Genomic DNA, 25,673 nt, shown 5'->3' on the forward strand with positions numbered 1-25,673 from the left:
AGGTGTCTTGATTAGGAAACGATTATTCCCTATTATCCCGCAATGCAAAAATCCGCACGTCAGTCTCAACACTTTCCCCAGCCACCGGGCCGTCCCCGGGAGTTTGACATGGAGACGGCCCTCGACGGCGCGATCCGGGTGTTTTGCGAGCGCGGCTATCATGCCACCTCGATCGGAGAGCTGACCGCGGCGATGCGGCTTGCCACGGGCAGCGTCTACAAGGCGTTTCGCGACAAGCATGCCGTGTTCCTCGCCGCCTTCGAACGTTACGCCACGGTGCGCGGGGAGCAGACCCGCGCGGCGGCGGCGCGGGGCGCGAACGGCCGCGAAAAATTGCGCAACGTGCTGCTGTCCTATGTCGAGCACTCCCAGGGCAGCGAGGGGCGCCGCGGCTGCATCGTGGTCGGCAGTGCGGTCGAGCTGTCGGCGGTCGATCCAGTGATGCGCGCGCGCGTCATGGCGCAGCTCAAGACCAACGAGAACTTCATCGCCGGCCTCATTCGCGAGGGGCAGGCCGACGGCTCGATTCCGGACCATGTCGGGGCCGCCGACACCGCGCGGCTGATGATCTGCATGACGCAGGGCCTGCGCGTCGTCGGCAAGGCGCGGCTGCCGCTCGACGGCGAGCGCCTGGCCGGCGTCGCGATGAAGCTGCTTGCCTGAACATTTGTCAAATTAGGGAATGATCGTTTCCTATATCTGGAGACTTTGACGTGCCGGAGAGTTTGGAATGACGATGAATGCCACGATCGACGCCGCACCCGAGCCGGATGCCGTGTCGCAACGACTGACCTTCGTGCTTGCCGCGGCCTGTGGCATGGTCGCCGCCAACATCTACTATGCCCAGCCGCTGATCGCCCCGATCAGCGCCGCGCTCGGCCTGTCGCATGCCGCCGCCGGCCTGATCGTGACCATGACGCAGATCGGTTACGGCACCGGCTTGCTCTTCATCGTGCCGCTCGGCGATCTCGTCGAGAACCGCATGCTGATCTGCACCGTCATCACGCTCGGTGCGGCGGCACTGCTCGCGGCCGCGTTTGCGACCCATGCGCTGCCGTTCCTGATTGCCGCGCTGTTCATCGGCCTCGGCTCGGTGGCGGTGCAGGTCATCATTCCCTATGCCGCCCATCTCGCGCCGGAGGCCATTCGCGGCCGCGTCGTCGGCAACGTCTCGACCGGATTGATGCTCGGAATCATGCTGGCGCGGCCGGTGTCGAGCTTCGTCACGGCGGCGCTGTCGTGGCATGCGGTGTTCTTCGGCTCGGCAGCGTTGATGATCGTGCTCGCGATCGTGCTGCGTCTCACGCTGCCGAAACGCAGGCCGGTGGCCCGGATGCATTACGGCGCGCTGCTGCTGTCGATGCCGCATCTGGTGCGCGCGACGCCGCTCTTGCGGCGCCGTGCGCTCTACCAGGCCGGCCTGTTCGGCGCCTTCACCCTGTTCTGGACGGTGGTGCCGCTCCAGCTCGCGAGCCAGTTCGCCTTCACGCAGAGCGGCATCGCCCTGTTCGCGCTCGCCGGCGTGTCCGGCGTGTTCGCGGCGCCGATCGCAGGACGGCTGGCCGATCGCGGCCATACCCGCATCGCCACGATCGCCGCGATGCTGTTTGTCGCCCTGGGCTTCCTGGTGACGCATGTCGGCGCGGCCGGGTCCGTCCTCAATCTCGCCTGCCTCGTCGTTGCCGCGATTGCGATCGATTTCGGCGTGCAGGGCAATGTCATAGTGGGCTTCCGGGCCATCTTCGTGCTTGGGCACGAGAACCGCAGCCGTCTCAACGGGCTCTATATGGCGACGTTCTTCGCGGCCGGTGCGGCCGGGTCTGCGCTCGGCACCTGGGCGTTCGCGCAAGGCGGCTGGACGCTGGCCTCGGCCATTGGCCTTGCGCTGCCGGTCGCGAGCCTGATCTACGCGGCAACCGAATAGAGGTACGATTGTGTGCCGTGGCCGTTTACCAAGGGTTGGGTCGGCGGCCCGGCGGGTGCAATTTCCGTCTCGCGGATTCCCTTGAGCTGTAGTACTTTGGTCGCAAGCGGCCTGGTTAAGCGGCGGCAGGGGAGGCCCTATGAGGCGTGCGGGACTGTATGGCGTACCGCGAGTACGGCCATGGTCGTGGCAGGCGTTTGTGCTCGGTTTTGTCGTTGTCGCGGTGTCGGCTGCGCTTCAAGCCGTCTGCGTTGTGCTCGGCGCAAAGCTCTACTTCGCGGCGTTCCTGCCCAGCCTGTTCGTGCTCGGCATTGTCGCGGGCGCACCGGCAGCGGTGTTCGCCGCACTGCTCACTGTTCCGCTGGTGTGGTGGGCGTTCATCCCGCCCTTCTTCGAGTTCACGCCGCTGTCCAGTGCGAGCGCGGATTCCATCAACTTGTTCTTCTTGCTGGCCGTGCTCCTGATCGGCCTCGCCGATCTCTGCCGCGCGAGCATGACGATCATCAGCCGCGGCGGACTCAAATCCTCCGGCGAGAGCGCGGCAACGAATTCGCAATAATCAGGTGCTGTACGGAGCGTGCGCGTTGCGCGCGGGCAACAGTCCGGCAACCATCCGTGCAGCTGGATCGCGCCGCTAACTTTTCGAAAAAGATTTGGCCGCAATTTCCTCCGTGGGAATACGAGGGAGTTTTTTCGACATGAACGGCCAAGTCAACGGACACGCCATTTTCGAGAACGTGCGCCGCTACCGCGGCATCGCATCGCTCTATCGCCAGACCGCGGCGTTTCGGCCGGGCCAGCGCTGGTCGCTGCTGGAGCAGGCCAGCGAGTGGGAAGCCCGCGCGCTGTCGGAGCTGGAGGCCTATTTCGCCGCGCGCGCCGATTACGCCACGCCGCTCGCTGCCTGATTGTTAACCATCCGACGCGAACGTCAGCGAAGCGCCTCCTCCAGATCATCGTCATTCTGGTGGCGACGGTCGCAATGAAGCTGATGGGGTAAGCGCCGGCGGCGCTATCGCTCGCCGAAATTGGGCACCTCGGGCAGATAGTTCGCGCCTTCCGATCCCAAAAAATCGAACATCGCCTGCGCCGGCGGCAACAGCACCTTGTCGCTGCGGCGGATCACGTACCATTGCCGGACAATCGGCAGGCCCGCGACGTCGAGCACGATCAGTCGGCCTTCGGCGAGCTCATGCGCCACCGTATGCGCCGAGATGAAGGCGATGCCGAGTCCGGCGATCACCGCCTGCTTGATGGTCTCGTTGCTGCTCATCTCCATGCCGATGATCGGTTCGAGATCGGACTTCTGGAACATTCCCTCCATCAGCGTGCGTGTGCCCGATCCCGGCTCGCGGGTGAGGAAGGTCTCGTGCACGAGATCGGTCAGGCTGAGGCCCGAATCCTTCTCCAGCCAATGCCCCTTGCGCGCGACGATGATGTGCGGATTGCGCCCGAGTTGGCGTACGTCGACGCTGACGTCGGCCGGTGGCCGACCCATCACCGCGAAATCGAGCTCGTAGCCGTGGATGGCCTCGCGGATCTCCTCGCGGTTGCCGATAGTCAGCTTGATCTCGATCTTCGGTGAGCGCTTGGAGAATGCCGCGATTGCGTGCGGCACGAAATATTTCGCGGTCGAGACCGCGCCGAGATGCACCGTGCCGGCGGTTCTTCCGGCGAGCAGGTCGAGCGCGCCCTGACAGTCCGTGATCGCGGCCTCGACGCGCTCGGCGAGCGCCAGGACCTCGCGGCCTGCCTCCGTCAGCAGCATGCCGTCGCCGGTCCGCTGCACCAGCGGCAGGCCGGCGAGGTCCTGAAGCTGTCTCAGCTGCTGGGTTACGGCCGGCTGGGTCAGCCCGAGTTGGGTCGAGGCCGCGGTGACGCTGCCCTTGGCTGAAAGCGCCGCAAGCGAGCGCAACTGCCGGATCGTCAGATGCCGGAGCTGGGCCGCTGCATGGCCGGGACCACTATAAGAAAATTCTTTGGCGCTCATTATAATTAGAAATTTTCCTTATTAAGCTGCCCCTGTCAATCTCCTTATGCCGGGACCGACCGCACCGACCTCCGCCGGGGAGGGAACTGGATGCGGCGCCCAGAAGGGATGGACGCATGACCGGGCAACTCAGGCTGGACGACCACCTTCAACGGTATTCCGAGACGGCACCGCACGCGCTGGCAGTGGCGGCCGCAGCCGATGCCATCGCGGCGGCCGCGATCGAGATCGCCGACCTCATCAGCACCGGCGATCTCGCGGACGCCTCGGGCCTGACCACGGCCCGCAACAGCGACGGCGATCTCCAGCGCGATCTCGACATCCAGGCGGATGCGATCCTGCGCCGCTGCCTCGGCAAGGTGCCGGTCGCGGCGCTGGCATCGGAGGAGATGCGCGAGCCGCAGGTCGGAGACCGCGAAGCAAAGATCTGCGTCGCAATCGATCCGCTCGACGGCTCCTCCAACATCGATCTCAACATGACCGTCGGCACGATCTTCTCGATTCTGCCCGCGCCGGACGACCTATCGCTCGCTTTCCATCAGCGCGGCTCGGCGCAGCTCGCCGCGGGCTTCGTGACCTACGGCCCGCAGACTTCGCTGGTGCTGACGCTCGGCGACGGTGTCGACATATTCACCCTCGACCGCAAGGCCGGCTGTTTCCGGCTCGCGCGCAGCAGCGTGCAGATCTCCGAGGCGTGCGACGAGTTCGCGATCAATGCGTCCAACCGCCGGCATTGGGACCCGCCGATGCGTGCCTTCATCGACGAATGCCTCGCCGGTGTCGACGGACCCGCCAACCATAATTTCAATATGCGCTGGATCGGCTCGCTGGTCGCGGAGGCCTATCGCATCCTCACCCGCGGCGGCATCTTCCTCTATCCCTCTGACGCGCGTCCCGGCTATGGCGACGGCCGCCTGCGTTTGACCTACGAAGCCCATCCGATGGCGATGATTATCGAGCAGGCCGGCGGCTCCGCTTCGACCGGGCGCGAGCGCGTCCTCGACCTCGCGGCGGACAGCCTGCACCAGCGCGTGCCGCTGGTCATGGGGTCGAGTAACGAGGTGCGGCGCGTCGCCGAGCTTCACTGCGATCCGCTGCTCGTTGCCAGCGTCTCGGCGCCGCTGTTCGCGCGGCGCGGCTTCTTCCGGTTGTGATGGGAGGCAACGAATGTCCAGGAAGCATCCGATCATCTCCATCACCGGCTCGTCTGGCGCAGGAACGACCTCGGTCAAGAAGACCTTTGAGCAGATCTTCTTCCGCGAGAAGGTCAACGCCGTCTACATCGAAGGCGACGCCTTCCATCGCTACGACCGCACCGAGATGCGCACGCAGATGGCCACGGAGGCCGAGCGCGGCAACAAGCATTTCAGCCATTTCAGCCCGGAGACCAATCTGTTCGAGGAGCTGGAGCGCGCGTTCCGCGACTATGGCGAGACCGGCACCGCGGTGACGCGGCACTACGTGCACGACGCCGAGGAATCCGCGCTGCACGGCGTCGCGCCCGGCACTTTCACCGAATGGGCGCGGTTGCCCGAGAACTCGGACCTGCTGTTCTACGAGGGCCTGCACGGCGCCGTGGTTACCGACAAGGTCAATGTCGCGCGCTATGCCGACCTCAAGATCGGCGTCGTGCCCGTGATCAATCTCGAGTGGATCCAGAAGCTGCACCGTGACCGCAGCGCGCGCGGCTATTCGACCGAGGCCGTCACCGACACGATTCTGCGGCGGATGCCGGATTACATCCACTACATCTGTCCGCAATTCACCGACACCGACATCAACTTCCAGCGCGTGCCGACGGTGGACACGTCCAATCCGTTCATCGCGCGCTGGATCCCGACGCCTGATGAATCGATGGTCGTGATCCGCTTCAAGAATCCGCGCGGCATCGACTTTCCCTATCTGCTCTCGATGCTGCCGCACAGCTTTATGTCGCGCGCGAACTCCATCGTGTGTCCGGGGGCGAAGTTGGATCTGGCGATGCAGCTGATCCTGACGCCGCTGATCATGCAGCTCATCGAGCGCAAGCGAAACATGAAGTAAACCAGGGGAGGATCCGATGAACATCTCCGTCCACGCCGACGCCGACCTCACCGCGGTCGCGCACTCCGATCTCGCCAATGCCGTCCGCTTCCTCGCGGTCGACGCCATCGAGACCTCGCAGTCGGGCCATCCCGGCCTGCCGATGGGCATGGCCGATGTTGCGACCGTGCTGTTCTCGCGCTTCCTGAAGTTCGACTCGGCCCATCCCAATTGGCCGGACCGTGACCGCTTCGTGCTCTCGGCCGGGCACGGCTCGATGCTGCTCTATGCGCTGCTGCATCTGACCGGTGGCGATGTTAGCCTCGACGACATCAAGGCGTTCCGGCAATGGGGCTCGAAGACGCCGGGCCATCCCGAATATGGTCACACCCCGGGCGTCGAGACTACGACCGGGCCGCTGGGGCAGGGCATTGCGACGGCCGTGGGTATGGCACTCGCCGAGCGTATGGCCAATGCGCGGCATGGCGACGGCCTCGTCGATCACTTCACCTATGTGATATCAGGCGATGGGTGCCTGATGGAAGGGATCAGCCAGGAGGCGATCTCGCTTGCAGGTCACCTCCAGCTTGGCCGCCTGATCGTGCTGTTCGACGACAACGGCATCTCGATCGACGGACCGACCTCGCTTGCGACCTCGGACGACCAGCTGGCGCGCTTCGCTGCATCCGGCTGGTCGGTCCGCCGCGTCGATGGGCACGATCCCGAGGCTGTTGCTCACGCGATCGCAGAGGAACGTGAGAGCGCAAAGCCGTCGCTGATAGCCTGCCGCACCATCATCGGTTATGGCGCGCCGGAGCGACAAGGTACTGAGAAGGCGCATGGTGCGCCGCTTGGCACCGAGCAGACCGCGGCGGCGCGGCGGACGCTTGGCTGGGACTATCAGCCGTTCGTGGTGCCGATCCTGATCCTGAAGGCGTGGCGGATGATTGGGCAGCGTGGGCAAGTGGATCGCCTCGCTTGGCTCGATCGTTACGAACGCGCGACGCCCGAGCAGCGCGACCTGTTCATCGAGGGCAAGTCGGTTGCCCTGCCGATCGCCTATGCCCAGGCCTCGGCGAAATTGCGCGAGCGCTTTGCCACCGAGCGTCCAAAGCTTGCGACGCGACAAGCCTCGCAACAGGTGCTCGACGGCATCGCGGGAACGATTCCCGGACTTGTCGGCGGCTCTGCGGACCTGACACATTCGAACCTGACGCATGCCAAGGCGCAGGCGCCTGTCCGACGTGACGCGTTCGCCGGCGATTACATCCACTATGGCATTCGCGAGCACGGCATGGCGGCTGCCATGAACGGACTCGCGGTGCATGGCGGCTTCATTCCCTATGGCGGCACGTTTCTCGCCTTCTCCGACTACAGCCGGCCGGCGATCCGCCTTGCGGCCCTGATGCGGCTGCGTGTCATCCATGTGATGACGCACGACTCCATCGGCCTCGGCGAGGATGGTCCGACGCATCAGCCGGTCGAGCATCTCGCCGCTCTCCGCGTCATTCCGAACCTGCTCGTGTTCCGTCCCGCCGATGCGGTGGAGACGCTGGAAGCCTGGGACTGCGCGCTCGAATCGGAGGATCGTCCGTCCGTGCTGTGCCTGTCGCGCCAGGCGCTGCCGACCTTCCGCAGCGATGTGCGCGGCAGGAACCGGGTCGCACGCGGCGCCTATGTGATTGTCTCGCCCGATGGCGGACGCGACGTGACGCTGATGGCGACCGGCTCGGAAGTCTCGATCGCGCTGGAAGCGGCTCGCCTGCTCGCGACCGAGCATGTCCGCGCCGCCGTCGTGTCGGCGCCATGCTTCGCCCTGTTCGAGGAGCAGCCGGACGACTATCGCGCCGCGGTTCTCGGCACGGCGCCGCGTGTCGGCATCGAGGCGGCCGTCGCCGGCGATTGGCATCGCTGGATCGGCGCTGAGGGCGAGTTCGTCGGCATGCGCGGCTTCGGTGCCTCGGCACCGGCTCCGGTGCTCTACCGCGAATTCGGCATCACGCCGCAAAGCGTCGCCGAAGCTGCCCGGCGGGCGATCGCCCGCGCTCGCAAGCAATAACAGGAGGACTCTTCGTGGCCCGTATCACCCTTCGCCAATTACTCGATCATGCCGCCAGCCACGGCTACGCGGTGCCGGCATTCAACATCAACAACATGGAGCAGGGCATCGCGATCATGCAGGCGGCGGCCGAGGTCGATGCGCCCGTCATCATCCAGGCCTCGCGCGGTGCCCGCAGCTATGCCGGTGATCTCATGCTTTCGCACATGATCGACGCGCTGGAGCGAACCTATCCGGACATTCCGCTCTGCATGCACCAGGACCACGGCAACGACGAGGCCACCTGTGCCAGCGCCATCGCACATGGCTTCACCTCGGTGATGATGGACGGTTCGCTCAAGGCGGACGCGAAGACGGCGGCCGACTACGACTACAACGTCGCGATCACCCGCCGCGTCGTCGATCTCGCGCACTGGGTCGGCGCCTCCGTCGAAGGCGAGCTCGGTGTGCTCGGCTCGCTCGAGCATGGTGGTGGTGAGCAGGAGGATGGCCACGGCGTCGAGGGCAAGGTCAGCCACGACCAACTGCTGACCGATCCCGACCAGGCCGTCGACTTCGTTCGCGCCACCAAGGTCGATGCGCTCGCCATTGCAATGGGTACTTCGCACGGCGCCTACAAGTTCAGCCGCAAGCCGGATGGCGACATTCTGGCGATGCGGGTGGTCGAGGAGATTCATCGCCGGCTGCCGAACACGCACCTCGTGATGCACGGTTCCTCGTCGGTGCCGCAGCCGCTCCAGGACATGTTCAACCAGTTCGGCGGCGAGATGCCGCAGACCTGGGGCGTGCCGGTCGAGGAGATTGTCCGGGGCATCAAGAGCGGCGTCCGCAAGGTCAATATCGACACGGATTGCCGGCTCGCCATGACCGCCGTGTTCCGCAAGGTCGCCACACAGAATCGCAACGAGTTCGATCCGCGCAAATTCTTGAAGCCCGCGATGGATGCGATGCGCGAGCTTTGCCGCGATCGTTTTGAGCAGTTCGGCACCGCGGGGCATGCCAGCAAGATCAAGGTCGTTCCCTTGAGCGAGATGGCGCGGCGCTACCGTACCGGCGAGCTCGACCCCAGTGCCGGCGCCCGCGAGCCAGTCGCAGCCTAATCATGCAGAGAGAAGAGCAGGAGAGAGCCATGAATGCACACGCAGGAACCGTCCGCGGCAAAGAGCGCTATCGCTCGGGCACGATGGAATACGCGCGCATGGGCTATTGGGAGCCCGACTATGTGCCAAAGGACACCGATGTCATCGCGCTGTTCCGCGTCACGCCGCAAGACGGCGTCGACCCGATCGAGGCCTCGGCGGCCGTTGCCGGTGAATCCTCCACCGCGACCTGGACGGTGGTGTGGACCGACCGCCTGACCGCTGCCGAGAAGTATCGCGCAAAGTGCTATCGCGTCGATCCGGTGCCCGGCACCCCTGGCTCGTATTTCGCCTACATCGCCTATGACCTCGACCTGTTCGAGCCGGGTTCGATCGCCAACCTGTCGGCATCGATCATCGGCAACGTGTTCGGCTTCAAGCCGCTCAAGGCGCTACGCCTGGAGGACATGCGCTTCCCGGTCGCCTATGTGAAGACATTCCAGGGACCGGCGACCGGCATCGTGGTCGAGCGCGAGCGGCTCGACAAGTTCGGCCGACCGCTGCTGGGCGCAACAATCAAACCCAAGCTCGGACTCTCCGGCCGCAACTACGGCCGCGTCGTCTACGAGGCGCTGAAAGGCGGGCTCGACTTCACCAAGGACGACGAGAACATCAACTCGCAGCCCTTCATGCACTGGCGCGACCGTTTCCTCTATTGCATGGAGGCGGTGAACCGCGCGCAGGCGGCCTCCGGCGAGGTCAAGGGCACGTATCTGAACATCACTGCCGGGACGATGGAGGACATGTACGAGCGCGCGGAGTTCGCGAAGGAGCTCGGGTCGTGCATCGTCATGATCGACCTCGTGATCGGCTACACCGCGATCCAGTCCATGGCGAAATGGGCGCGCCGCAACGACATGATCCTGCATCTGCACCGCGCCGGTCACTCGACCTATACGCGGCAGAAAAACCACGGCGTGTCGTTCCGCGTCATCGCCAAATGGATGCGGCTGGCCGGCGTCGACCACATCCATGCCGGCACCGTGGTCGGCAAGCTCGAAGGCGATCCCAACACCACGCGCGGCTATTACGACGTCTGCCGCGAGGATTTTAACCCGACCAGGCTCGAGCATGGCCTGTTCTTCGACCAGTCCTGGGCGAGCCTGAACAAGATGATGCCGGTGGCCTCCGGCGGCATCCATGCCGGCCAGATGCACCAGCTGCTCGATCTGCTCGGCGAGGACGTCGTGCTGCAATTCGGCGGCGGCACCATCGGCCATCCCATGGGCATTGCGGCGGGCGCGATCGCCAACCGCGTGGCGCTGGAGGCGATGATCCTCGCCCGCAACGAGGGCCGCGACTATGTCCATGAAGGTCCGGAGATCCTGGCCAGAGCCGCCGAGACGTGTACGCCGCTGAAGGCCGCACTCGAGGTCTGGAAGGACGTCACCTTCAACTATCAATCCACAGACACGCCGGACTTCGTGCCGACCGCGCTCGAAACGGCTTGAGGAGACGCAACATGAAACTCACCCAGGGCTGCTTCTCATTCCTGCCCGATCTTACCGACGATCAGATCACCAAGCAGGTGCAGTACTGCCTCGCCAATGGCTGGGCGGTGAACATCGAGTTCACCGACGACCCGCATCCCCGCAACACCTATTGGGAGATGTGGGGCCTGCCGATGTTCGATCTCCAGGACGCCGCCGGTGTGATGATGGAGCTCGCCGAGTGCCGCAGGGTCTATGGCGACCGTTACATCCGCATCAGTGGCTTTGACTCCAGCCATGGATGGGAGTCGGTGCGCATATCTTTCCTGGTCAACCGCCCGCCGCAGGAGGCTGAATTCGAGCTGGTGCGGCAGGAGGTTGGCGGCCGCGCGATCCGGTACAGCACCATACGCAAGCCGGCTGCCCACGCCTCGCAATAGCCACTCCCTTCCGCGCGGAGCACTCCCTGCTCCGTATCCTTGGCGGACCACTGCTTCGCCGCTCCCCTCGCGGCGAAGCTCTTTTCTTCGAGGTGCCCATGCTCGACGTTCCCCATGCAACGGCCGCCGAAGGCGGTGAGACCCATTTCGATCTCCGCAAGGAGGCCGAAGCGGCCGGGATCACCGACACGCTGCAACAGCTCGATCAGGAGCTGATCGGCCTCCGCCCGGTCAAGAACCGGGTGCGCCAGATCGCCTCGCTGCTGCTGATCGAGCGGATCCGCCAGCGTGCGGGCCTCGCATCGGCACCACCGACACTGCACATGTCGTTCACCGGCAATCCCGGTACCGGCAAGACCACAGTGGCGTTGCGCATGGCAAAGATCCTGCACGGGCTCGGCTTCGTGCGGCGCGGGCAGGTGATCTCGGTGACGCGAGACGATCTTGTCGGGCAATATATCGGCCACACCGCGCCGAAGACGAAGGAGATCCTGAAGAAGGCGATGGGCGGCGTGCTCTTCATCGACGAGGCCTACTACCTGCACCGGCCCGACAACGAACGCGACTACGGCCAGGAGGCGATCGAGATCCTGCTCCAGGTGATGGAGAACCAGCGCGAAGACCTCGTGGTGATCCTCGCCGGCTATGGCGAGCGCATGACGAGCTTCTTCGCCTCCAATCCCGGCTTCCGCTCGCGCATCGCCCATCACATCGAATTTCCGGATTATGCGGAAGCCGAGCTGCTGGTCATCGCCGAGCTGATGCTGAGGGAGCGCGGCTACCGCCTCTCGGTGGCTGCGCGCGAGGCCTTCGAGAAGTACATCGCGTTGCGCCGGACCCAGCCGTTCTTCTCCAATGCGCGCTCGATCCGCAACGCCGTCGATCGCATTCGTCTGCGGCAGGCCGATCGCCTGGTGTCGGATCTCGACCGCATGCTCGACGTTGCCGCTCTCGAGACAATCGATCCCATCGACGTCCTGGCGAGCCGTGTCTTCAGCGGCGGGGCAGATGCGCGGAATGCAAAGACATGACCAGGGAGATCATTATCGCCCCCTCGATCCTTGCGGCGGATTTCGCGCGCCTCGGCGAGGAGATCGCAGCGATCGATGCGGCCGGCGCCGACTGGATCCACTGCGACATCATGGACGGCCACTTCGTGCCGAATATCAGCTTTGGCGCAGATGTCATCAAGGCGATCCGTCCGGCGACGAAGAAGGTCTTTGACGTGCATCTGATGATCGCGCCTGTCGATCCCTATCTGGAGGCGTTCGCGAAGGCGGGGGCCGATGTCATCACCGTCCATGCCGAGGCGGGCCCGCATCTCGACCGTTCGCTCCAGGCGATCCGCGCACTCGGCAAGAAGGCAGGCGTCAGCCTGTGTCCGGCGACGCCCGAGAGCGCGATCGAATATGTGCTCGATCGTCTAGATCTTGTGCTGGTGATGACAGTCAACCCCGGGTTCGGCGGCCAGTCCTTCCTCGAATCCCAGCTCGAGAAGATCAGGCGCATTCGAAGCATGATCGGCGAGCGGCCGATCCGTCTCGAGGTCGATGGTGGCGTCACACGGGACAATGCCGCTGCGGTTGCCGAGGCCGGCGCGGATACGCTCGTGGCGGGTTCCGCGGTTTTCCGCGGCAAGAGCAGTGCCGACTATGCCGCTAACATCGCCGCCATTCGCGTTGCCGCGGAAGCCGCCCGGGTTCCGAAACTGCAGGAACATTCCGCGCTGCCGATGCGTGCAGGAGAAGGCGGGCGCATCCGGTAGATTACGGAGGCGTTGCGCGCGACCGCGACGTGTTCCCTGGGTCTTACGGAGGCTCGCCGCGGAAGCTGCTCGCCAATGCCGCCTCCGCGCTGTGTCGCGCCGGTGGTCGCGGAAGGGGTGGAGACGGAGGCGCAGCGTGCCTTCCCGGAACACGAGGGCTGCGGGGAGATGCAGGGCTATCTCATCGGGAGGGCTATCTCATCGGGCGGCCCGAACCGATCGAACAGTATTGCGATCTGATCGGCATCAACGTCGAACGCCGCCGCTACGCCTTGAACCCATCGCAGCTTCCAGGCTCGGTTCGCCCGATAGGAACCAATGGGCGTCTGCAGGTTTTCTGAAAATTAACCCAGGTTAAGCGGGCCGTGGGCGCAAGAAATGTTTTGCATAACCGCCATCGGCCTGACGCAAATCAGGGTAATAAGCCTGTGTGAATGCGAGGGAGGGTCTCATGGAGAACGTACGTCGCTACCGCGCGCTGGCGTCCCTCTGTCGCCAGCAGGCGGCCTATCGGCCGCTCCAGAACTGGCAGCTGCTCGGCCAGGCCGAACATTTCGAATATCTTGCCGAGATCGCGCTGAAGGCGCATTTCGACGCGTGCAATGCGCAACGCGAAGACGACGCCGTCGCAGCTGCGGCATGGGAGCGCCCCGCCGCGGCTTAGAGCGCTCTAACTGCAATTCCTCAACGGGCTGCTCGCCGGGCTTTCATTGCGCAGCGCGACGTCCGTTTCGAGAATCTGGCTTGCGGCCGCCGGCCGCACTTTCTTTGCCAAGATTTAATCGCGTGGACGGGACGCCGTAAGGTGACGATGTCCATGTTGGGTGCAAGGCGACTTACCCAACATGGACATTTCAACATGATCGATCGCGTCAATTCCGACACCACCAAGAGCCGTACAATTCTGAAGCCGCGCCGGCTTGCGCTGCTTGGCACCGTGGCCGCGCTTGGCGTGGCCGTGCTGGCTGCGTCTCCCGCTTCGACGCCGTTCGGCGTGAACTCCCTGATTGCGCCTGCGCAGGCAGCTGAAAGCGCCGCGACGCCGCCGGGCTTCGGCGACCTCGTCAGCAAGGTCAAGCCCGCCGTCATCTCGGTGCGCGTGAAGATCGACCAGGACAACGACAAGAGCGCGATGCTGCAACAGAACCGGATGGATTCGGATGAGGATTCTCCGTTCGACCAGTTCTCGCGGCAGTTCGGCTTTCCGGGCGGCATGAACGGCATGCCGCGCCAACGTCACCAGGTGGTCACGGGCGAGGGCTCAGGCTTCTTCATCTCGGCCGACGGCTATGCCGTGACCAACAACCACGTCGTCGACCATGCACAGTCGGTGCAGGTGACGACGGACGACGGCACGATCTACACCGCGAAAGTGGTCGGCACCGATCCGAAGACCGATCTCGCGCTGATCAAGGTCGAGGGCAAAAAGGATTTTCCGTTCGTGAAATTCTCCGACCAGAAGCCGCGGATCGGCGACTGGGTGGTTGCTGTTGGCAATCCCTTCGGCCTCGGCGGCACCGTGACGGCCGGCATCGTCTCGGCCAGCGGCCGCGACATCGGCAACGGTCCCTATGACGACTTCATCCAGATCGATGCACCCATCAACAAGGGCAACTCGGGCGGTCCGGCCTTCGACATGAACGGCAACGTGATCGGCGTGAACACCGCGATCTTCTCGCCCTCGGGCGGCTCGGTCGGCATCGGCTTCGATATTCCGTCCTCGACTGCAAAGCTCGTGGTCGCGCAGTTGAAGGACAAGGGTGCTGTCACCCGCGGCTGGCTCGGTGTGCAGGTGCAGCCGGTGACCGCGGAGATCGCCGATAGCCTCGGCCTGAAGGCGGCGCGCGGCGCAATCGTCGATAACCCGCAGGATGGCAGCCCGGCGGCGAAGGCCGGCATCGAGGCGGGCGATGTCATCACCGCTGTCAACGGCACCGCGATCAAGGACTCCCGCGATCTCGCCCGCACCATCGCCACGCTGGCGCCGGGCACGTCCGTGAAGCTCGATGTCGTCCACAAGGGCGACACCAAGACGGTGACGCTGGCGCTCGGCGAACTGCCTACCGAGCGGCAGGCCCAAGGAAGCGGCAACACTGACGACGGCAAGACGCAGCAGGCCCCCGGTACGCCGCGCCTCGGCCTCAGCCTGGCGCCCGCCGGCGACGTCCAGGGCGCAGGTCAGAAGGGCGTCGTGGTCACGGAGGTCGACCCGCAGGGACCGGCGGCACAGCGCGGCATCCAGACCGGCGACGTCATCCTCAATGTCGGCGGCAAGGCAGTCGCCAATGTCGGCGACGTCCGCTCGGAGCTGGCGCAGGCCAAATCGTCCGGCAAGAACAGCGTGCTGCTGCAGGTGAAGAATGCGGAGGCGACCCGGTTCATCGCGGTGCCGCTCGCCTGATCTGATCACGCCTCTTGGCCTCAACGGCAAATTCAAAAGGCGGCCTGCGGGCCGCCTTTTTCGTGCGCGCCTTCCGAGATACCCACAGGCCGCCGATAACATTCTCGTTAACGGCAGCAATGATGACGGGTTCGTCCGAAAAAGCCGCGTTCACTCGTCAGACTTTGAGATCGCGTGTTGTGCTTTGGCGGCAATGACGGCGCCGAGGCAAATTGCAGGAGTGGAACTTCGGACCTCCGGCCGCTTTGTGGAACCGGCCGGTGGTTCGCATTTGATCGGTGCCGACATGGATCGATTGAAGCTCTCGCTGAAGCTTGCGCTGCTCGCGGCGCCTCTATTGCTGTCGTCCGGAAGTGCCATGGGGCGCGATGATGGCCGCTTCACCGATTCGCCGCTAAAACCCTGGTTCGACAGCCTGCGCAGCCATCTCGGTCCGTGCTGTTCGGACGCGGACGGCGTTGCCGTGGCCGATCCTGACTGGGACTCGCACAATGGGCACTATCGTGTCCGTCTTGATGGGCAATGGGTCGAGGTCCCCGACGAAGCCGTGATCACCGAGCCGAACCGCGCCGGTCGCACCATGGTCTGGCCCGTCAAGACGGCGTTCGGCGTTTCGATCCGCTGCTTCATGCCCGGCACCATGATCTGACGCCGATCGGCGTCATCGCTTCGCGGATTTGCGCTTCGAGCTCTTCTTTGTCGTCTTTTTCTTTGTCGTCTTCTTGGACGTCTTCCGTTTCGAAGCCTTCTTCGGGACCTTCTTGCCCTTCTTGCGCGCTTCCGAGAGGCCAATCGCAATCGCCTGCTTGCGGCTCTTTACGCGTCCGCCGCGACCGCTCTTCGCAGTCCCCTTCTTGTAACGCCGCGTCTGGCGCTCGACATCACTGCTGGCGCTGCGTGAGTAGCGGCGCTTCTTTGCCTTGCGTGCCATCAACTCTCTCCCTTGGCCTCCCCTTGGCCTCGGAAGAGAACAGGAGTGCTGACCCAACGTTCCAAAGGCGCCGGCCGCGAGCCTTAGAAGGAGTTCGCGAGCTCGATCTCCGCTTCCAGCACCTGGATGCGGTGCGCCGCCTCGGTAGAGGACAGACTGCGATCGTATTGCGCGGGCTGGTAGGCCTCTTCACTCAGCCGCTTCAGTCGCAGCCCCTGCGCCCGGGTCATCTGCTCCATGAGGAAAACCTTGGCGTCGTATTTGCCCAGAACCTGCATGTCCACTCTCCATTCTGAGTTCATGGCTTGACTATATGTTCTTATTTTGTTCTAACAAGCCTCTAACAAGTCATGGACAACAGAATTAATGAAATTCGACGTAGAATCAGTGCCTTGAGGCTGGAGATGGCCGATGTCGAGGCGGCCGTACGCGATCTCGTCAATCGCGATCGCGACTGCACCGAACGGGCCCAGGCACAGATGGATCTGCGCCGGAAAATCAATCGGTTGATCGGCGAATGGAAGGCCGCTGGCGGTGGCAAGGTGTTGATTTGAGGCGGGCCGGCCGGGATGCTGTGACCCGCGCACCGACCATGTGGCCCTGAGAGGATGTTCGATCATCCAAGAACAGGCCCCGCTCTCGCGAAGCCTGTTCTCTGGCGAGCTTACTTGGTGTTGCCCGGGGCGCTCTTGTTGTTCGTCATGGTGCCGCCCTGGTCAGAGCCGCCCTGACCGGAGGTGTCGCTGCCCTTGGACTTCGTGTTGGCGCCTGTCGTTTGCGAGGACGAGGTCGATGATTCATGCTTGGCCTTGTGTGACTTGGCCTGTGCGGCGAAGGGCGCGGCGGCGAGGCCGGTTGCCAACATCACGGCGAGAGCGAGCTTGGTCGTGTTCATGCGTGGGAACTCCCTGAGTTGAATTGACGCAGGCACCCAACCGCTATTTGCCGCGGGAGTTCCGAACAATACGTCGCATTGCGCCTCACGCGCGCTTCAAGATTCCTTGTCCTCGTTGAGGATGAGCACGACGCCCGTCAGGGCGGCACCGATGGCAAACGTCGTCACCATCGTGCCGACAAAGACCAAGGCTGCCGCACGGCCGCCGTGGTTCAGCAATTCTGCGACCGCAGGATTGACCAGAATGAGCGCGAGCGTGAAGGCCAGACCGAGTGCAGCGCCCATCATCGCATGCGTCATTAATTTGATGACGCCGGTGGGAGAGATCAGGCTTGGCGACCTATTTGGCGACTTTTTTGCGCGCATGGAACTGCCGATCGATCTGTCATGCAAACGCGTGCCGCAATCGCGGGTTCCAATGCGCATGAAGGAATTGTCATCTGCCGCTTCATCCGACGTTCATGCCGACTTTGCGAAGATGAACGCCATCAACACGGGAACATTCGATATGGGCAAGGTGGTCTTTCTCTATCGCTCGCTGGCCTACCGTAACGCGGCGGCCGACATGTTGCGCAAAGCACGCAAGCTGCCGCGCGGTGCGGAGCGCAGCGCCGCCCGCCGCTACGCGACGGCGTTGCGCGATCTCGCGCGAACGGAAGCCTGGCTCGAAGGGCGTGTCGCCGATGAACCGCAGCCGATGTTACGGCTGAAGGTCGCTGCGTCGCGCTAACCCGACGCGCGCTGAAGTTCGGGAGAGGTGCTGGGCTCGAACTTGTCCTGCACCGCCGATGTTGCCGCGCTCTTGCGCGTCAATGGCACATCAAGGCGGCACAACAAGCCCTCTGGACGCCAGTCGAACTGCGCCTGTCCGCCGAGCTGGGATTCGACACTGGCCAGCAGGCTTCTTGTGCCAAAGCCACGCGACTTCGGCGTCCTGACCAACGGCCCTCCGGTCTCGTCCCACGTCAAGGTGAGGAGATCGTTCTCGGCCTGCCAGCCGATCGCGAGCCGCCCCGACCGGGTCGAGAGCGCGCCATACTTGGCCGAATTGGTGAAGAGCTCGTGCAGCGCCAGCGCCAGTGTCTGGGCGGTCGCCGGCAGCAACTGCACCTCGGGACCCCCGAGCTTGATCTGTCCGCCGAGCGAATAGGGCGCAAGCTCTTCCTCGATGAGCTTGGAGAGCTCGGCGCCCTGCCAGCTCGACAGCGACAGGATGGTGTGCACGCGCGCGAGCGCATTGATGCGCCCCTCGACGGCATTGACGTAAGCCTTGACCTCGTCGGCGCGGGTGAGGCGCACGATCGACTGTGCCAGAGCCAGCGCATTCTTGGCGCGGTGATCGACTTCGCGCGCCAGCAGGTTCTGCCGTTCCTCGGCGCGCTTGCGTTCGGTGATATCGACCGTGACGCCGCTCACCCGCACGACTCGACCGCCCGGATCCATAGTCGCGGCGGCCGTGCCGACGCACCAGCGCACATCACCATCGGGCCGGCAGACGCGGAACTCTCCTTCATAGGCGTGCGCGCCGGTATCGAACGCGGCAATCGCCTGGCCGAACTGGTCCACGTCATCCGGGTGCAGCAGCGCCTGGATGTTGGCCGAGGTGACGTTGAACGTCTCCGGTGTCACGCCAAAGATGCGGTACTGGCCTTCGTCCCACATCCAGTCGCCGTTGACCCAGTCCCAGTCCCAGGATCCCATCTTGCCGGCGGCGATTGCCATGCTGCGCCGCTCTTCGCTTTCGCGCAGTTTTGCGGTGGAGTTCTCGAGCTCGGCGGTGCGGGCACGGACACGATCCTCGAGATCCTGGTTCAGCCGTTCGAGCTCGCGCGTCTTGCGATAGAGCTCGGCAAACACCTTGACCTTGGCTCGCAGCACCTCCGGCACGACAGGAACTGGCACGTAGTCGACGGCCCCCATCTCGTAGCCGCGCAGCCGGTCGATGTCGCTGACCTGGATCGCCGAAATGAAGATCATCGCGGTCTTTTGGAAGCGCGGATGCTCGCGGATCATTGCCGCGAGCTCGAAGCCGTCGAGCTCGGGCATGCAGACATCGACCAGGATCACCGCGATCTCGGTCTTGAGCAGCACCTCCAGCGCCTCGCGGCCGGACGAGGCGATCACGAGGTTCTCGCCGAGTTCCTTTAGGATCACCTCGTAAGCGAGCAGCTTGGCCGGCTGGTCGTCGACGAGGAGGATATTGACCTTTTCGTGGTCCATTCTCGGATCCAACTCAGCGATGCAGCCACATGCGGATCGCAAGCAGCAATTGATCGGTGTTGACGGGTTTGGCGAGGTAGTCGGACGCGCCGGCTTCCAGGCATTTTTCGCGATCGCCCTTCATCGCCTTCGCCGTCAGCGCGATGATCGGCAGGCGCAGGAAGGCCGGATTCTCGCGGATCACGCCGATGGTCTGATAGCCATCCATCTGCGGCATCATGATGTCCATCAGCACGATGGCGATTTCCGGGTTCGATTCGACCAGCGTCACCGCCTCGCGGCCGGTGGTCGCTGTCAGCACCTTCATGCCGCGTCGTTCCAGTACGCTCGACAGCGCGAAGATGTTGCGCGCATCGTCGTCGACGAGCAGCGCGGTCTTGCCGATCAAATCCTCATCGGAACTGTTGAGCTTCTCCAGCATGCGCTGCTTCTCGACCGGCAGCTCCGTGATCACGCGATGCAGGAACAGGGCGGTTTCGTCGAGCAGGCGTTCGGGCGATTCCACGCCCTTGACCACGATGCTGCGCGCCATGGTGTGAAGTTCCGCGTCCTCTTCCGCGGAGAGCTCGCGGCCAGTGAACACCACCACGGGAACGTTCGACAGCGTGTCGTCGCGACGGATCTGCTCCAGCACCTCGAAGCCGCTCATGTCGGGCAGCCTGAGGTCGAGCACGACGCAATCGCAGGGCGCCCCGCGCAGTGTCGACAGAGCACCGGCGCCGGTGTCGGTGGTCACGATCTCGATGTCGTCGTGATGCAGCAGCTCCCGGATCGACAACTGCTCGGCCTCGTTGTCCTCGACGATCAGCAGCCGCTTGCGCCGCGGTCGCGCGTATTCCTTGATCTGCGTCAGCGCGGCGGCAACGCCTTCGGTCGTCGTCGGCTTGTTGACGAAAGAGAAGGCGCCGCGGGCCAGCGCATGCTGGCGGTCCTCGTCGAGCGTGATGATCTGCACGGGGATGTGGCGCGTCAGCGGGTTATGCTTGAGCTGGCTCAGCACCGTCCAGCCGAGCATGTCGGGCAGGAACACATCGAGCGAAACGGCGCGCGGCTGATACTGCTTTGCGAGTTCGAGCGCTTCGGCGCCGCGTGCGGCGACCAGGACCTTGAAATCCTTGTCGCGTGCGAGGTCGACCAGGATGCGGGCATAATGCGGATCGTCCTCGACGATCAAAAGGATGCTGTCACCAGGCTCGAGATTGAGGCGGTCGTCGGGCAGTTGCTCGATGACGCGTTGCTGTTCCGGTGCGGCGGCCTGGAGTGCCGGCGGCTGGTTGTATTGTTGCGGCGCTGGTGCTGCGCGCGGCGCCAGCGTCGGGCCGGAATATTTTAGCGGCAGATACAGCGTGAAGGTCGAGCCCTTGCCCGGGGCGCTGCGCAGGTGGATTTCGCCGCCGAGCAGGCTCGCGAGCTCGCGGCTGATGGCGAGGCCAAGGCCGGTGCCGCCGTATTTACGGCTGGTGCCGGCGTCCGCCTGCTGGAACGCCTCGAAGATCAGCTTCTGCTTCTCCAGGGGAATCCCGATACCGGTATCGGAGACCTCGAAGGCGATCACGGCCGGCGCGGAGTTCAGCACGGGATGATCCGTGCCCCAACCGCCGAGCGCGCCGGCGACCTTCAGCCGTACTTCGCCCTCGCCAGTGAACTTGAAGGCGTTGGAGAGCAGGTTCTTCAGCACCTGCTGCAGGCGCTTGGAGTCAGTGACGATGCTGCGCGCGAGGTTCGGATCGACGTCGATCTTGAACGACAGATTGCGGTTCTCCGCCTCATGCCGGAACGGCCGTCCGACCGTCTCGAGCAGGTTGGCGGTGAGGATTTCCTCGGCGTCAACCGTCACCGTGCCGGACTCGATCTTGGAGAGATCGAGAATGTCGCTGATGAGGTTCAGGAGGTCGGTGCCGGCGCCGTGGATGGTGCGGGCGAATTCGACCTGCTTGGCGGAGAGGTTGCCGTCCGGATTGTCGGTGAGCTGCTGTCCGAGGATCAGGATCGAGTTCAGCGGCGTGCGCAGCTCGTGGCTCATATTGGCCAGGAATTCGGACTTGTACTTCGAGGTCAGCGCGAGCTCGGTCGCCTTTTCCTCGAGCGCGCGGCGGGCCTGCTCGATCTCCTGGTTCTTGCGCTCGACCTCGACGTTGCGCTCGGCGAGCTGCTGCGCCTTCTGCTCGAGCTGGTCGTTGGTCTGCTGCAACTCGCGCTGCTGGGTCTGGAGCTCGCCGGCGAGCTGTTGTGACTGCTTCAGCAGGCCTTCGGTCTGCATCGTCGCTTCGATCGAATTGAGCACGATGCCGATGGAGTCGGTGAGCTGCTCCAGGAATGTCATCTGCGAGGTCGTGAACGAGGTGAGCGAGGCGAGCTCGATCACCGCCTTGACCTGCCCCTCGAACAGCACCGGCAGCACCACGAGGTTCTTCGGCGCGACGCGGAGCAGCGCCGAGTTGATCGGCACCACGTCGGCGGGAATGTCGGAGACCATGCGCGGGCGCCGGTCGAGCGCGCACTGGCCGATCAGGCCGTCGCCGAACGGAAGCACGCGCTGATAGGGATAGACACCGTCGCCGGCATAGGAGGCCAGCAGTAGGAGCTGCGGATTGTCCTCGTTCTCGACCTGGTAGATCACGCCGGTATGCGCGTTGACCAGCGGCGACAGCTCGGTCAGCAGCAACCGGCCGACGGTCGTGAGATCGCGCTGGCCCTGAAGCATGTTGGTGAACTTGGCGAGGTTGGTCTTCAGCCAGTCCTGTTCGGTGTTCACGTCCGTCGTCAGACGGAGATTCGTGATCATCGTGTTGATGTTGTCTTTCAGCTCGGCCACTTCGCCGCGGGCATCGACCTGAATCGACCGCGTCAAATCGCCCTTGGTCACGGCGGTCGCCACCTCGGCGATCGCGCGCACCTGCGAGGTGAGGTTGGCCGCCAGCAGGTTGACGTTGCCCGTGAGGTCCTTCCAGGTGCCGGCGGCACCGGGCACGTCGGCCTGACCGCCCAGGCGGCCTTCGACGCCGACCTCGCGCGCCACCGACGTCACCTGGTCGGCGAAGGTCGCGAGCGTCTCCGTCATGTTGTTGATGGTGTCGGCAAGTGCTGCGACTTCGCCCTTCGATTTCACGGTGAGGTTCTGCTTGAGGTCGCCGTTGGCGACCGCGGTCACCACCTTGACGATGCCGCGGACCTGCTCGGTCAGGTTCGCCGCCATGAAGTTGACGGTGTCGGTGAGATCCTTCCAGGTGCCGGCCACACCGGGCACCTGGGCCTGACCGCCGAGCTCGCCTTCGGTGCCGACCTCGCGCGCAACGCGGGTGACTTCGCCGGCAAACGCGTTGAGCTGGTCGACCATGGTGTTGATGGTGTTCTTGAGCTCGAGGATTTCGCCCTTCACGTCCACGGTGATCTTGCGCGAGAGGTCGCCGCGCGCCACGGCCGTTGTGACTTCGGCGATGTTGCGGACCTGCGTGGTGAGGTTCGCGGCGAGCAGGTTTACGTTGTCAGTGAGGTCCTTCCAGGTGCCGCCGACGCCGGGCACGACGGCCTGACCGCCGAGCCGGCCTTCGGTGCCGACCTCGCGCGCCACGCGCGTCACTTCCGCCGCGAAGGAGCGGAGCTGCTCGACCATCGTGTTCAGGGTATCCTTGAGCAGCAGGATTTCGCCGCGCACGTCCACGGTGATCTTCTTCGACAAATCGCCGCCGGCGATCGCGGTCGCGACCTCGGCGATGTTGCGGACCTGGGCCGTCAGGTTCGAGGCCATGAAGTTGACGTTGTCGGTGAGGTCCTTCCAGGTGCCGGCAACACCGGGCACTTCAGCCTGGCCGCCGAGCTTGCCTTCGGTGCCGACCTCGCGCGCCACGCGCGTCACTTCGCCTGCGAAACCGTTGAGCTGGTCCACCATGGTGTTGATGGTGTTTTTGAGCTCGAGGATTTCGCCCTTCACGTCCACTGTGATCTTGCGTGACAAGTCGCCGCGCGCCACTGCGGTGGTCACTTCGGCGATGTTGCGGACCTGGGCCGTGAGGTTGCCCGCCATCGAGTTCACAGAGTCCGTCAAGTCCTTCCAGGTGCCGGCGACGCCGGGCACGTTGGCCTGACCGCCGAGGCGTCCTTCGGTGCCGACTTCGCGCGCGACGCGCGTCACCTCGCCCGCGAAGCGGTTGAGCTGGTCGACCATCGTGTTCAGGGTGTCTTTGAGCTGAAGGATCTCGCCGCGGACGTCCACCGTAATCTTGCGTGACAGGTCGCCACCGGCGATGGCGGTTGCGACCTCGGCGATGTTGCGGACCTGGGCCGTGAGGTTACCCGCCATCGAGTTCACGTTGTCGGTGAGATCTTTCCAGGTGCCGGCGACGCCCGTCACCTGGGCCTGACCACCAAGCTTGCCCTCGGTGCCGACCTCGCGCGCCACGCGCGTGACTTCGCCGGCGAAGGCGTTGAGCTGGTCGACCATGGTGTTGAGCGTTTCCTTCAGCTGAAGGATTTCGCCCGAGACGTTCACCGTGATCTTCTTGGACAGGTCGCCCTTGGCCACCGCGGTCGCGACCTCGGCGATATTGCGGACCTGACCGGTCAGGTTCGAGGCCATCGAGTTGACGCTGTCCGTCAAATCCTTCCAGGTGCCGGCGACGCCGCGCACCTGGGCCTGGCCGCCGAGCTTGCCCTCGGTGCCGACCTCGCGCGCGACGCGGGTGACTTCGCCGGCGAACGCGTTGAGCTGGTCCACCATGGTGTTGATGGTGTCCTTCAGCTCCAGGATTTCGCCGCGGACGTCCACGGTAATTTTCTTTGACAAGTCGCCGCCGGCGACCGCCGTCGTCACCTCGGCGATGTTGCGAACCTGCGCGGTCAGGTTCGACGCCATCGAGTTGACGCTTTCCGTGAGGTCCTTCCAGGTGCCGGCGACGCCGAGCACGTTGGCCTGGCCGCCGAGCCGGCCTTCGGTACCGACCTCGCGCGCGACGCGCGTCACTTCGCCGGCGAAGGCATTGAGCTGGTCGACCATGGTGTTGAGCGTTTCCTTCAGCTGAAGGATCTCGCCCGAGACGTTCACCGTAATTTTCTTGGAGAGGTCGCCGCCTGCGATCGCAGTGGCGACGTCGGCGATGTTGCGGACCTGCGCGGTCAGGTTCGAGGCCATGAAGTTGACATTGTCGGTGAGGTCCTTCCAGGTGCCGGCCACGCCGGGCACCTGGGCCTGGCCGCCGAGCTTGCCTTCGGTGCCGACCTCGCGCGCGACGCGCGTCACTTCGGAGGCGAAGGAGTTCAGCTGGTCCACCATGGTGTTGATGGTGTCCTTCAGCTCCAGAATTTCGCCGCGCACGTCCACAGTGATCTTGCGGGACAAGTCACCGCGCGCCACGGCGGTGGTTACGTTGGCGATGTTGCGGACTTGCGCGGTGAGGTTGCCGCACATCGCGTTCACGGAGTCGGTCAAATCCTTCCAGGTGCCGGCGACGCCGGGCACGATGGCCTGGCCGCCGAGCTTGCCGTCGGTGCCGACCTCGCGGGCGACGCGCGTCACTTCGGAGGCGAAGGAGCGCAGCTGGTCCACCATCGTGTTGATGGCTTCCTTGAGCTGAAGGATCTCGCCGCGGACGTCGACGGTGATCTTCTTGGACAAGTCGCCGTTGGCCACCGCGATCGTCACCTCGGCGATGTTGCGAACCTGGTTGGTCAGGTTGTTCGCCATCGAGTTGACGCTCTCGGTCAGATCCTTCCAGACGCCGGTCACCTCCGGCACCTGGGCCTGGCCGCCGAGCTTGCCTTCGGTGCCGACCTCGCGCGCGACACGCGTCACTTCCGAGGTGAACACGCCGAGCTGCTTGATCATCGTGTTGACGATGGTCGCCGATTGCAGGAATTCGCCGCCCAGCGGGCGGCCCTCGACGTCGAGCTTGACGGTTTGCAGCAGGTCGCCCTGCGCCACGGCTGCGACCGCGCGGGTCACCTCGCGCGTCGGCCACAGCAGGTCGTCAATCAGCGTGTTGACGGAGCCTTCCATGTCGGCCCAGGAGCCGGAGGCGAGGCCGAATTTCACGCGCTGGCGGGTCTTGCCTTCGCGTCCCACCACCTGGCCGACCAGCTCGAGCTGCTGCGCCATGCGCTGGTTGGCGGCGATGATTTCGTTAAAGGTGTCGGCAATCTTGCCGTCGATGCCGAGGTAGTCGCCGCTCATCCGCACCGAAAAATCGCCGCTGCGCATGGCCTGGAGCGCAAGCAGCAATTCCGGCCGGGAATCCTGCTCCGACATACCGTTGGGTTTTGGTTTTGGGACGCGACGACCGGAGCGTGATGCCGTTCCGGGATCGAGGTCGCTCATGCTATTTCCCCCGCGGGCGTCGGCCGAATCTTAGGCGTGACGCAACTGTCAAAATAGAGCGTTAGCCAAATTCGAAATCAAGCGCCAAGGTTGCGACGCGAGGAATTGGAACCTGCCGTGCTCAGCCCGGCGAAACCAACGGCGAAG

24 protein-coding genes are annotated in these 25,673 nt (G+C 64.4%); 17 read left to right on the top strand and 7 right to left on the bottom strand.

Going from position 1 to position 25,673, the window contains the following annotated elements; all coding sequences use genetic code 11:
• Window positions 1–108 precede the first annotated feature (108 nt).
• The 4 genes from ABID59_RS33555 to ABID59_RS33570 all read left to right on the top strand — a co-directional run bounded on the left by ABID59_RS33555 (window position 109) and on the right by ABID59_RS33570 (window position 2,832).
• Window positions 109–663: a TetR/AcrR family transcriptional regulator gene (locus ABID59_RS33555; RefSeq protein ID WP_354086203.1), complete on the top strand. Its 555-nt coding sequence runs from the start codon at window positions 109–111 to the stop codon at window positions 661–663.
• Window positions 664–730: 67 nt separating this feature from the next.
• On the top strand, window positions 731–1,924 hold the full coding sequence (locus ABID59_RS33560; protein WP_354086204.1) for an MFS transporter: 1,194 nt from the start codon (window positions 731–733) through the stop codon (window positions 1,922–1,924).
• 139 nt (window positions 1,925–2,063) lie between these two features.
• Complete coding sequence (locus ABID59_RS33565) at window positions 2,064–2,483, top strand: DUF4118 domain-containing protein (RefSeq protein ID WP_148754603.1); 420 nt, start codon at window positions 2,064–2,066, stop codon at window positions 2,481–2,483.
• Window positions 2,484–2,622: 139 nt separating this feature from the next.
• Entirely contained in the window at window positions 2,623–2,832 is a 210-nt protein-coding gene (locus tag ABID59_RS33570) for a hypothetical protein (RefSeq protein ID WP_354086205.1), read from the top strand.
• Between the two features lie 104 nt (window positions 2,833–2,936).
• Here the strand turns inward: ABID59_RS33570 and ABID59_RS33575 are convergent, their stop codons facing one another.
• The gene (locus ABID59_RS33575; RefSeq protein ID WP_354035152.1) at window positions 2,937–3,914 is read right to left on the bottom strand and encodes a LysR family transcriptional regulator; all 978 of its coding nucleotides are present in this window, start codon (window positions 3,912–3,914) and stop codon (window positions 2,937–2,939) included.
• A 116-nt stretch (window positions 3,915–4,030) separates the two neighbouring features.
• Between ABID59_RS33575 and ABID59_RS33580 the strand changes: the two genes are divergently transcribed.
• From ABID59_RS33580 to ABID59_RS33630, 11 genes are all read left to right on the top strand, one after another.
• The gene (locus ABID59_RS33580; RefSeq protein WP_354086206.1) at window positions 4,031–5,068 is read left to right on the top strand and encodes a class 1 fructose-bisphosphatase; all 1,038 of its coding nucleotides are present in this window, start codon (window positions 4,031–4,033) and stop codon (window positions 5,066–5,068) included.
• Window positions 5,069–5,081: 13 nt separating this feature from the next.
• Window positions 5,082–5,957, top strand: a complete 876-nt coding sequence (locus tag ABID59_RS33585; RefSeq protein WP_354086207.1) for a phosphoribulokinase — start codon at window positions 5,082–5,084, stop codon at window positions 5,955–5,957.
• A gap of 16 nt (window positions 5,958–5,973) precedes the next feature.
• Window positions 5,974–7,995, top strand: coding sequence for a transketolase (gene tkt / locus ABID59_RS33590; protein WP_354086208.1), 2,022 nt, complete (start codon window positions 5,974–5,976; stop codon window positions 7,993–7,995).
• Between the two features lie 14 nt (window positions 7,996–8,009).
• A complete protein-coding gene (gene fba, locus ABID59_RS33595; RefSeq protein WP_354086209.1) occupies window positions 8,010–9,095 on the top strand; it encodes a class II fructose-bisphosphate aldolase in 1,086 nt (361 codons plus the stop codon).
• 29 nt (window positions 9,096–9,124) lie between these two features.
• Complete coding sequence (locus tag ABID59_RS33600; RefSeq protein WP_148754596.1) at window positions 9,125–10,585, top strand: form I ribulose bisphosphate carboxylase large subunit; 1,461 nt, start codon at window positions 9,125–9,127, stop codon at window positions 10,583–10,585.
• An 11-nt stretch (window positions 10,586–10,596) separates the two neighbouring features.
• A complete protein-coding gene (locus tag ABID59_RS33605; RefSeq protein ID WP_148754595.1) occupies window positions 10,597–11,004 on the top strand; it encodes a ribulose bisphosphate carboxylase small subunit in 408 nt (135 codons plus the stop codon).
• A 98-nt stretch (window positions 11,005–11,102) separates the two neighbouring features.
• Window positions 11,103–12,035 carry a CbbX protein gene (gene cbbX / locus ABID59_RS33610; protein WP_354086210.1) on the top strand — a complete coding sequence of 311 codons (933 nt, stop codon included), beginning with the start codon at window positions 11,103–11,105 and terminating at the stop codon, window positions 12,033–12,035.
• Window positions 12,032–12,769 (top strand): ribulose-phosphate 3-epimerase, encoded by a 738-nt coding sequence (rpe, locus tag ABID59_RS33615; RefSeq protein WP_354086211.1) that lies wholly within the window; start codon window positions 12,032–12,034, stop codon window positions 12,767–12,769. Before cbbX ends, rpe begins: the two co-directional genes overlap by 4 nt.
• Window positions 12,770–13,220: 451 nt before the next feature.
• Window positions 13,221–13,433: a hypothetical protein gene (locus ABID59_RS33620; RefSeq protein ID WP_354086212.1), complete on the top strand. Its 213-nt coding sequence runs from the start codon at window positions 13,221–13,223 to the stop codon at window positions 13,431–13,433.
• A 195-nt stretch (window positions 13,434–13,628) separates the two neighbouring features.
• A complete protein-coding gene (locus ABID59_RS33625; RefSeq protein WP_354086213.1) occupies window positions 13,629–15,170 on the top strand; it encodes a Do family serine endopeptidase in 1,542 nt (513 codons plus the stop codon).
• Window positions 15,171–15,456: 286 nt separating this feature from the next.
• Window positions 15,457–15,819 (top strand): hypothetical protein, encoded by a 363-nt coding sequence (locus ABID59_RS33630; protein ID WP_354086214.1) that lies wholly within the window; start codon window positions 15,457–15,459, stop codon window positions 15,817–15,819.
• Window positions 15,820–15,831: 12 nt separating this feature from the next.
• Here ABID59_RS33630 and ABID59_RS33635 read toward each other — a convergent pair whose 3' ends face one another.
• Both ABID59_RS33635 and ABID59_RS33640 read right to left on the bottom strand, forming a co-directional pair.
• On the bottom strand, window positions 15,832–16,101 hold the full coding sequence (locus ABID59_RS33635; protein WP_354086215.1) for a DUF6496 domain-containing protein: 270 nt from the start codon (window positions 16,099–16,101) through the stop codon (window positions 15,832–15,834).
• Window positions 16,102–16,184: 83 nt separating this feature from the next.
• Window positions 16,185–16,379, bottom strand: a complete 195-nt coding sequence (locus tag ABID59_RS33640) for a DUF3072 domain-containing protein (RefSeq protein WP_354086216.1) — start codon at window positions 16,377–16,379, stop codon at window positions 16,185–16,187.
• Between the two features lie 126 nt (window positions 16,380–16,505).
• Between ABID59_RS33640 and ABID59_RS33645 the strand changes: the two genes are divergently transcribed.
• Entirely contained in the window at window positions 16,506–16,655 is a 150-nt protein-coding gene (locus ABID59_RS33645) for a hypothetical protein (protein ID WP_354086233.1), read from the top strand.
• Window positions 16,656–16,765: 110 nt separating this feature from the next.
• Here the strand turns inward: ABID59_RS33645 and ABID59_RS33650 are convergent, their stop codons facing one another.
• Both ABID59_RS33650 and ABID59_RS33655 read right to left on the bottom strand, forming a co-directional pair.
• Window positions 16,766–16,996 carry a hypothetical protein gene (locus tag ABID59_RS33650; RefSeq protein WP_148754586.1) on the bottom strand — a complete coding sequence of 77 codons (231 nt, stop codon included), beginning with the start codon at window positions 16,994–16,996 and terminating at the stop codon, window positions 16,766–16,768.
• A gap of 96 nt (window positions 16,997–17,092) precedes the next feature.
• Window positions 17,093–17,362: a hypothetical protein gene (locus tag ABID59_RS33655; RefSeq protein ID WP_148754640.1), complete on the bottom strand. Its 270-nt coding sequence runs from the start codon at window positions 17,360–17,362 to the stop codon at window positions 17,093–17,095.
• Between the two features lie 58 nt (window positions 17,363–17,420).
• Between ABID59_RS33655 and ABID59_RS33660 the strand changes: the two genes are divergently transcribed.
• A complete protein-coding gene (locus ABID59_RS33660; protein WP_354035137.1) occupies window positions 17,421–17,726 on the top strand; it encodes a hypothetical protein in 306 nt (101 codons plus the stop codon).
• Here the strand turns inward: ABID59_RS33660 and ABID59_RS33665 are convergent.
• Together ABID59_RS33665 and ABID59_RS33670 are read right to left on the bottom strand one after the other, a co-directional pair.
• Complete coding sequence (locus ABID59_RS33665; protein WP_354035135.1) at window positions 17,723–19,216, bottom strand: sensor histidine kinase; 1,494 nt, start codon at window positions 19,214–19,216, stop codon at window positions 17,723–17,725. The genes ABID59_RS33660 and ABID59_RS33665 overlap by 4 nt on opposite strands.
• Window positions 19,217–19,229: 13 nt before the next feature.
• Window positions 19,230–25,526 carry a HAMP domain-containing protein gene (locus ABID59_RS33670; protein ID WP_354035134.1) on the bottom strand — a complete coding sequence of 2,099 codons (6,297 nt, stop codon included), beginning with the start codon at window positions 25,524–25,526 and terminating at the stop codon, window positions 19,230–19,232.
• Window positions 25,527–25,673: the final 147 nt, after the last annotated feature.

This window comes from Bradyrhizobium sp. S3.3.6 (assembly GCF_040546905.1).
Lineage (GTDB): Bacteria > Pseudomonadota > Alphaproteobacteria > Rhizobiales > Xanthobacteraceae > Bradyrhizobium > Bradyrhizobium cytisi.

Coding starts and splice junctions, on each gene's coding strand:
- ABID59_RS33580 (WP_354086206.1), top strand. CDS start 4,031: ATGACCGGGCAACTCAGGCTGGACGACCACCTTCAACGGTATTCCGAG.
- ABID59_RS33635 (WP_354086215.1), bottom strand. CDS start 16,101: ATGGCACGCAAGGCAAAGAAGCGCCGCTACTCACGCAGCGCCAGCAGT.
- ABID59_RS33625 (WP_354086213.1), top strand. CDS start 13,629: ATGATCGATCGCGTCAATTCCGACACCACCAAGAGCCGTACAATTCTG.
- ABID59_RS33560 (WP_354086204.1), top strand. CDS start 731: ATGACGATGAATGCCACGATCGACGCCGCACCCGAGCCGGATGCCGTG.
- ABID59_RS33630 (WP_354086214.1), top strand. CDS start 15,457: ATGGATCGATTGAAGCTCTCGCTGAAGCTTGCGCTGCTCGCGGCGCCT.
- cbbX (WP_354086210.1), top strand. CDS start 11,103: ATGCTCGACGTTCCCCATGCAACGGCCGCCGAAGGCGGTGAGACCCAT.
- ABID59_RS33600 (WP_148754596.1), top strand. CDS start 9,125: ATGAATGCACACGCAGGAACCGTCCGCGGCAAAGAGCGCTATCGCTCG.
- ABID59_RS33670 (WP_354035134.1), bottom strand. CDS start 25,526: ATGAGCGACCTCGATCCCGGAACGGCATCACGCTCCGGTCGTCGCGTC.
- ABID59_RS33605 (WP_148754595.1), top strand. CDS start 10,597: ATGAAACTCACCCAGGGCTGCTTCTCATTCCTGCCCGATCTTACCGAC.
- tkt (WP_354086208.1), top strand. CDS start 5,974: ATGAACATCTCCGTCCACGCCGACGCCGACCTCACCGCGGTCGCGCAC.
- ABID59_RS33660 (WP_354035137.1), top strand. CDS start 17,421: ATGAAGGAATTGTCATCTGCCGCTTCATCCGACGTTCATGCCGACTTT.
- rpe (WP_354086211.1), top strand. CDS start 12,032: ATGACCAGGGAGATCATTATCGCCCCCTCGATCCTTGCGGCGGATTTC.
- ABID59_RS33645 (WP_354086233.1), top strand. CDS start 16,506: ATGGCCGATGTCGAGGCGGCCGTACGCGATCTCGTCAATCGCGATCGC.
- ABID59_RS33655 (WP_148754640.1), bottom strand. CDS start 17,362: ATGCGCGCAAAAAAGTCGCCAAATAGGTCGCCAAGCCTGATCTCTCCC.
- ABID59_RS33575 (WP_354035152.1), bottom strand. CDS start 3,914: ATGAGCGCCAAAGAATTTTCTTATAGTGGTCCCGGCCATGCAGCGGCC.
- ABID59_RS33665 (WP_354035135.1), bottom strand. CDS start 19,216: ATGGACCACGAAAAGGTCAATATCCTCCTCGTCGACGACCAGCCGGCC.
- ABID59_RS33640 (WP_354086216.1), bottom strand. CDS start 16,379: ATGCAGGTTCTGGGCAAATACGACGCCAAGGTTTTCCTCATGGAGCAG.
- ABID59_RS33555 (WP_354086203.1), top strand. CDS start 109: ATGGAGACGGCCCTCGACGGCGCGATCCGGGTGTTTTGCGAGCGCGGC.
- ABID59_RS33565 (WP_148754603.1), top strand. CDS start 2,064: ATGAGGCGTGCGGGACTGTATGGCGTACCGCGAGTACGGCCATGGTCG.
- ABID59_RS33650 (WP_148754586.1), bottom strand. CDS start 16,996: ATGAACACGACCAAGCTCGCTCTCGCCGTGATGTTGGCAACCGGCCTC.
- ABID59_RS33620 (WP_354086212.1), top strand. CDS start 13,221: ATGGAGAACGTACGTCGCTACCGCGCGCTGGCGTCCCTCTGTCGCCAG.
- ABID59_RS33585 (WP_354086207.1), top strand. CDS start 5,082: ATGTCCAGGAAGCATCCGATCATCTCCATCACCGGCTCGTCTGGCGCA.
- ABID59_RS33570 (WP_354086205.1), top strand. CDS start 2,623: ATGAACGGCCAAGTCAACGGACACGCCATTTTCGAGAACGTGCGCCGC.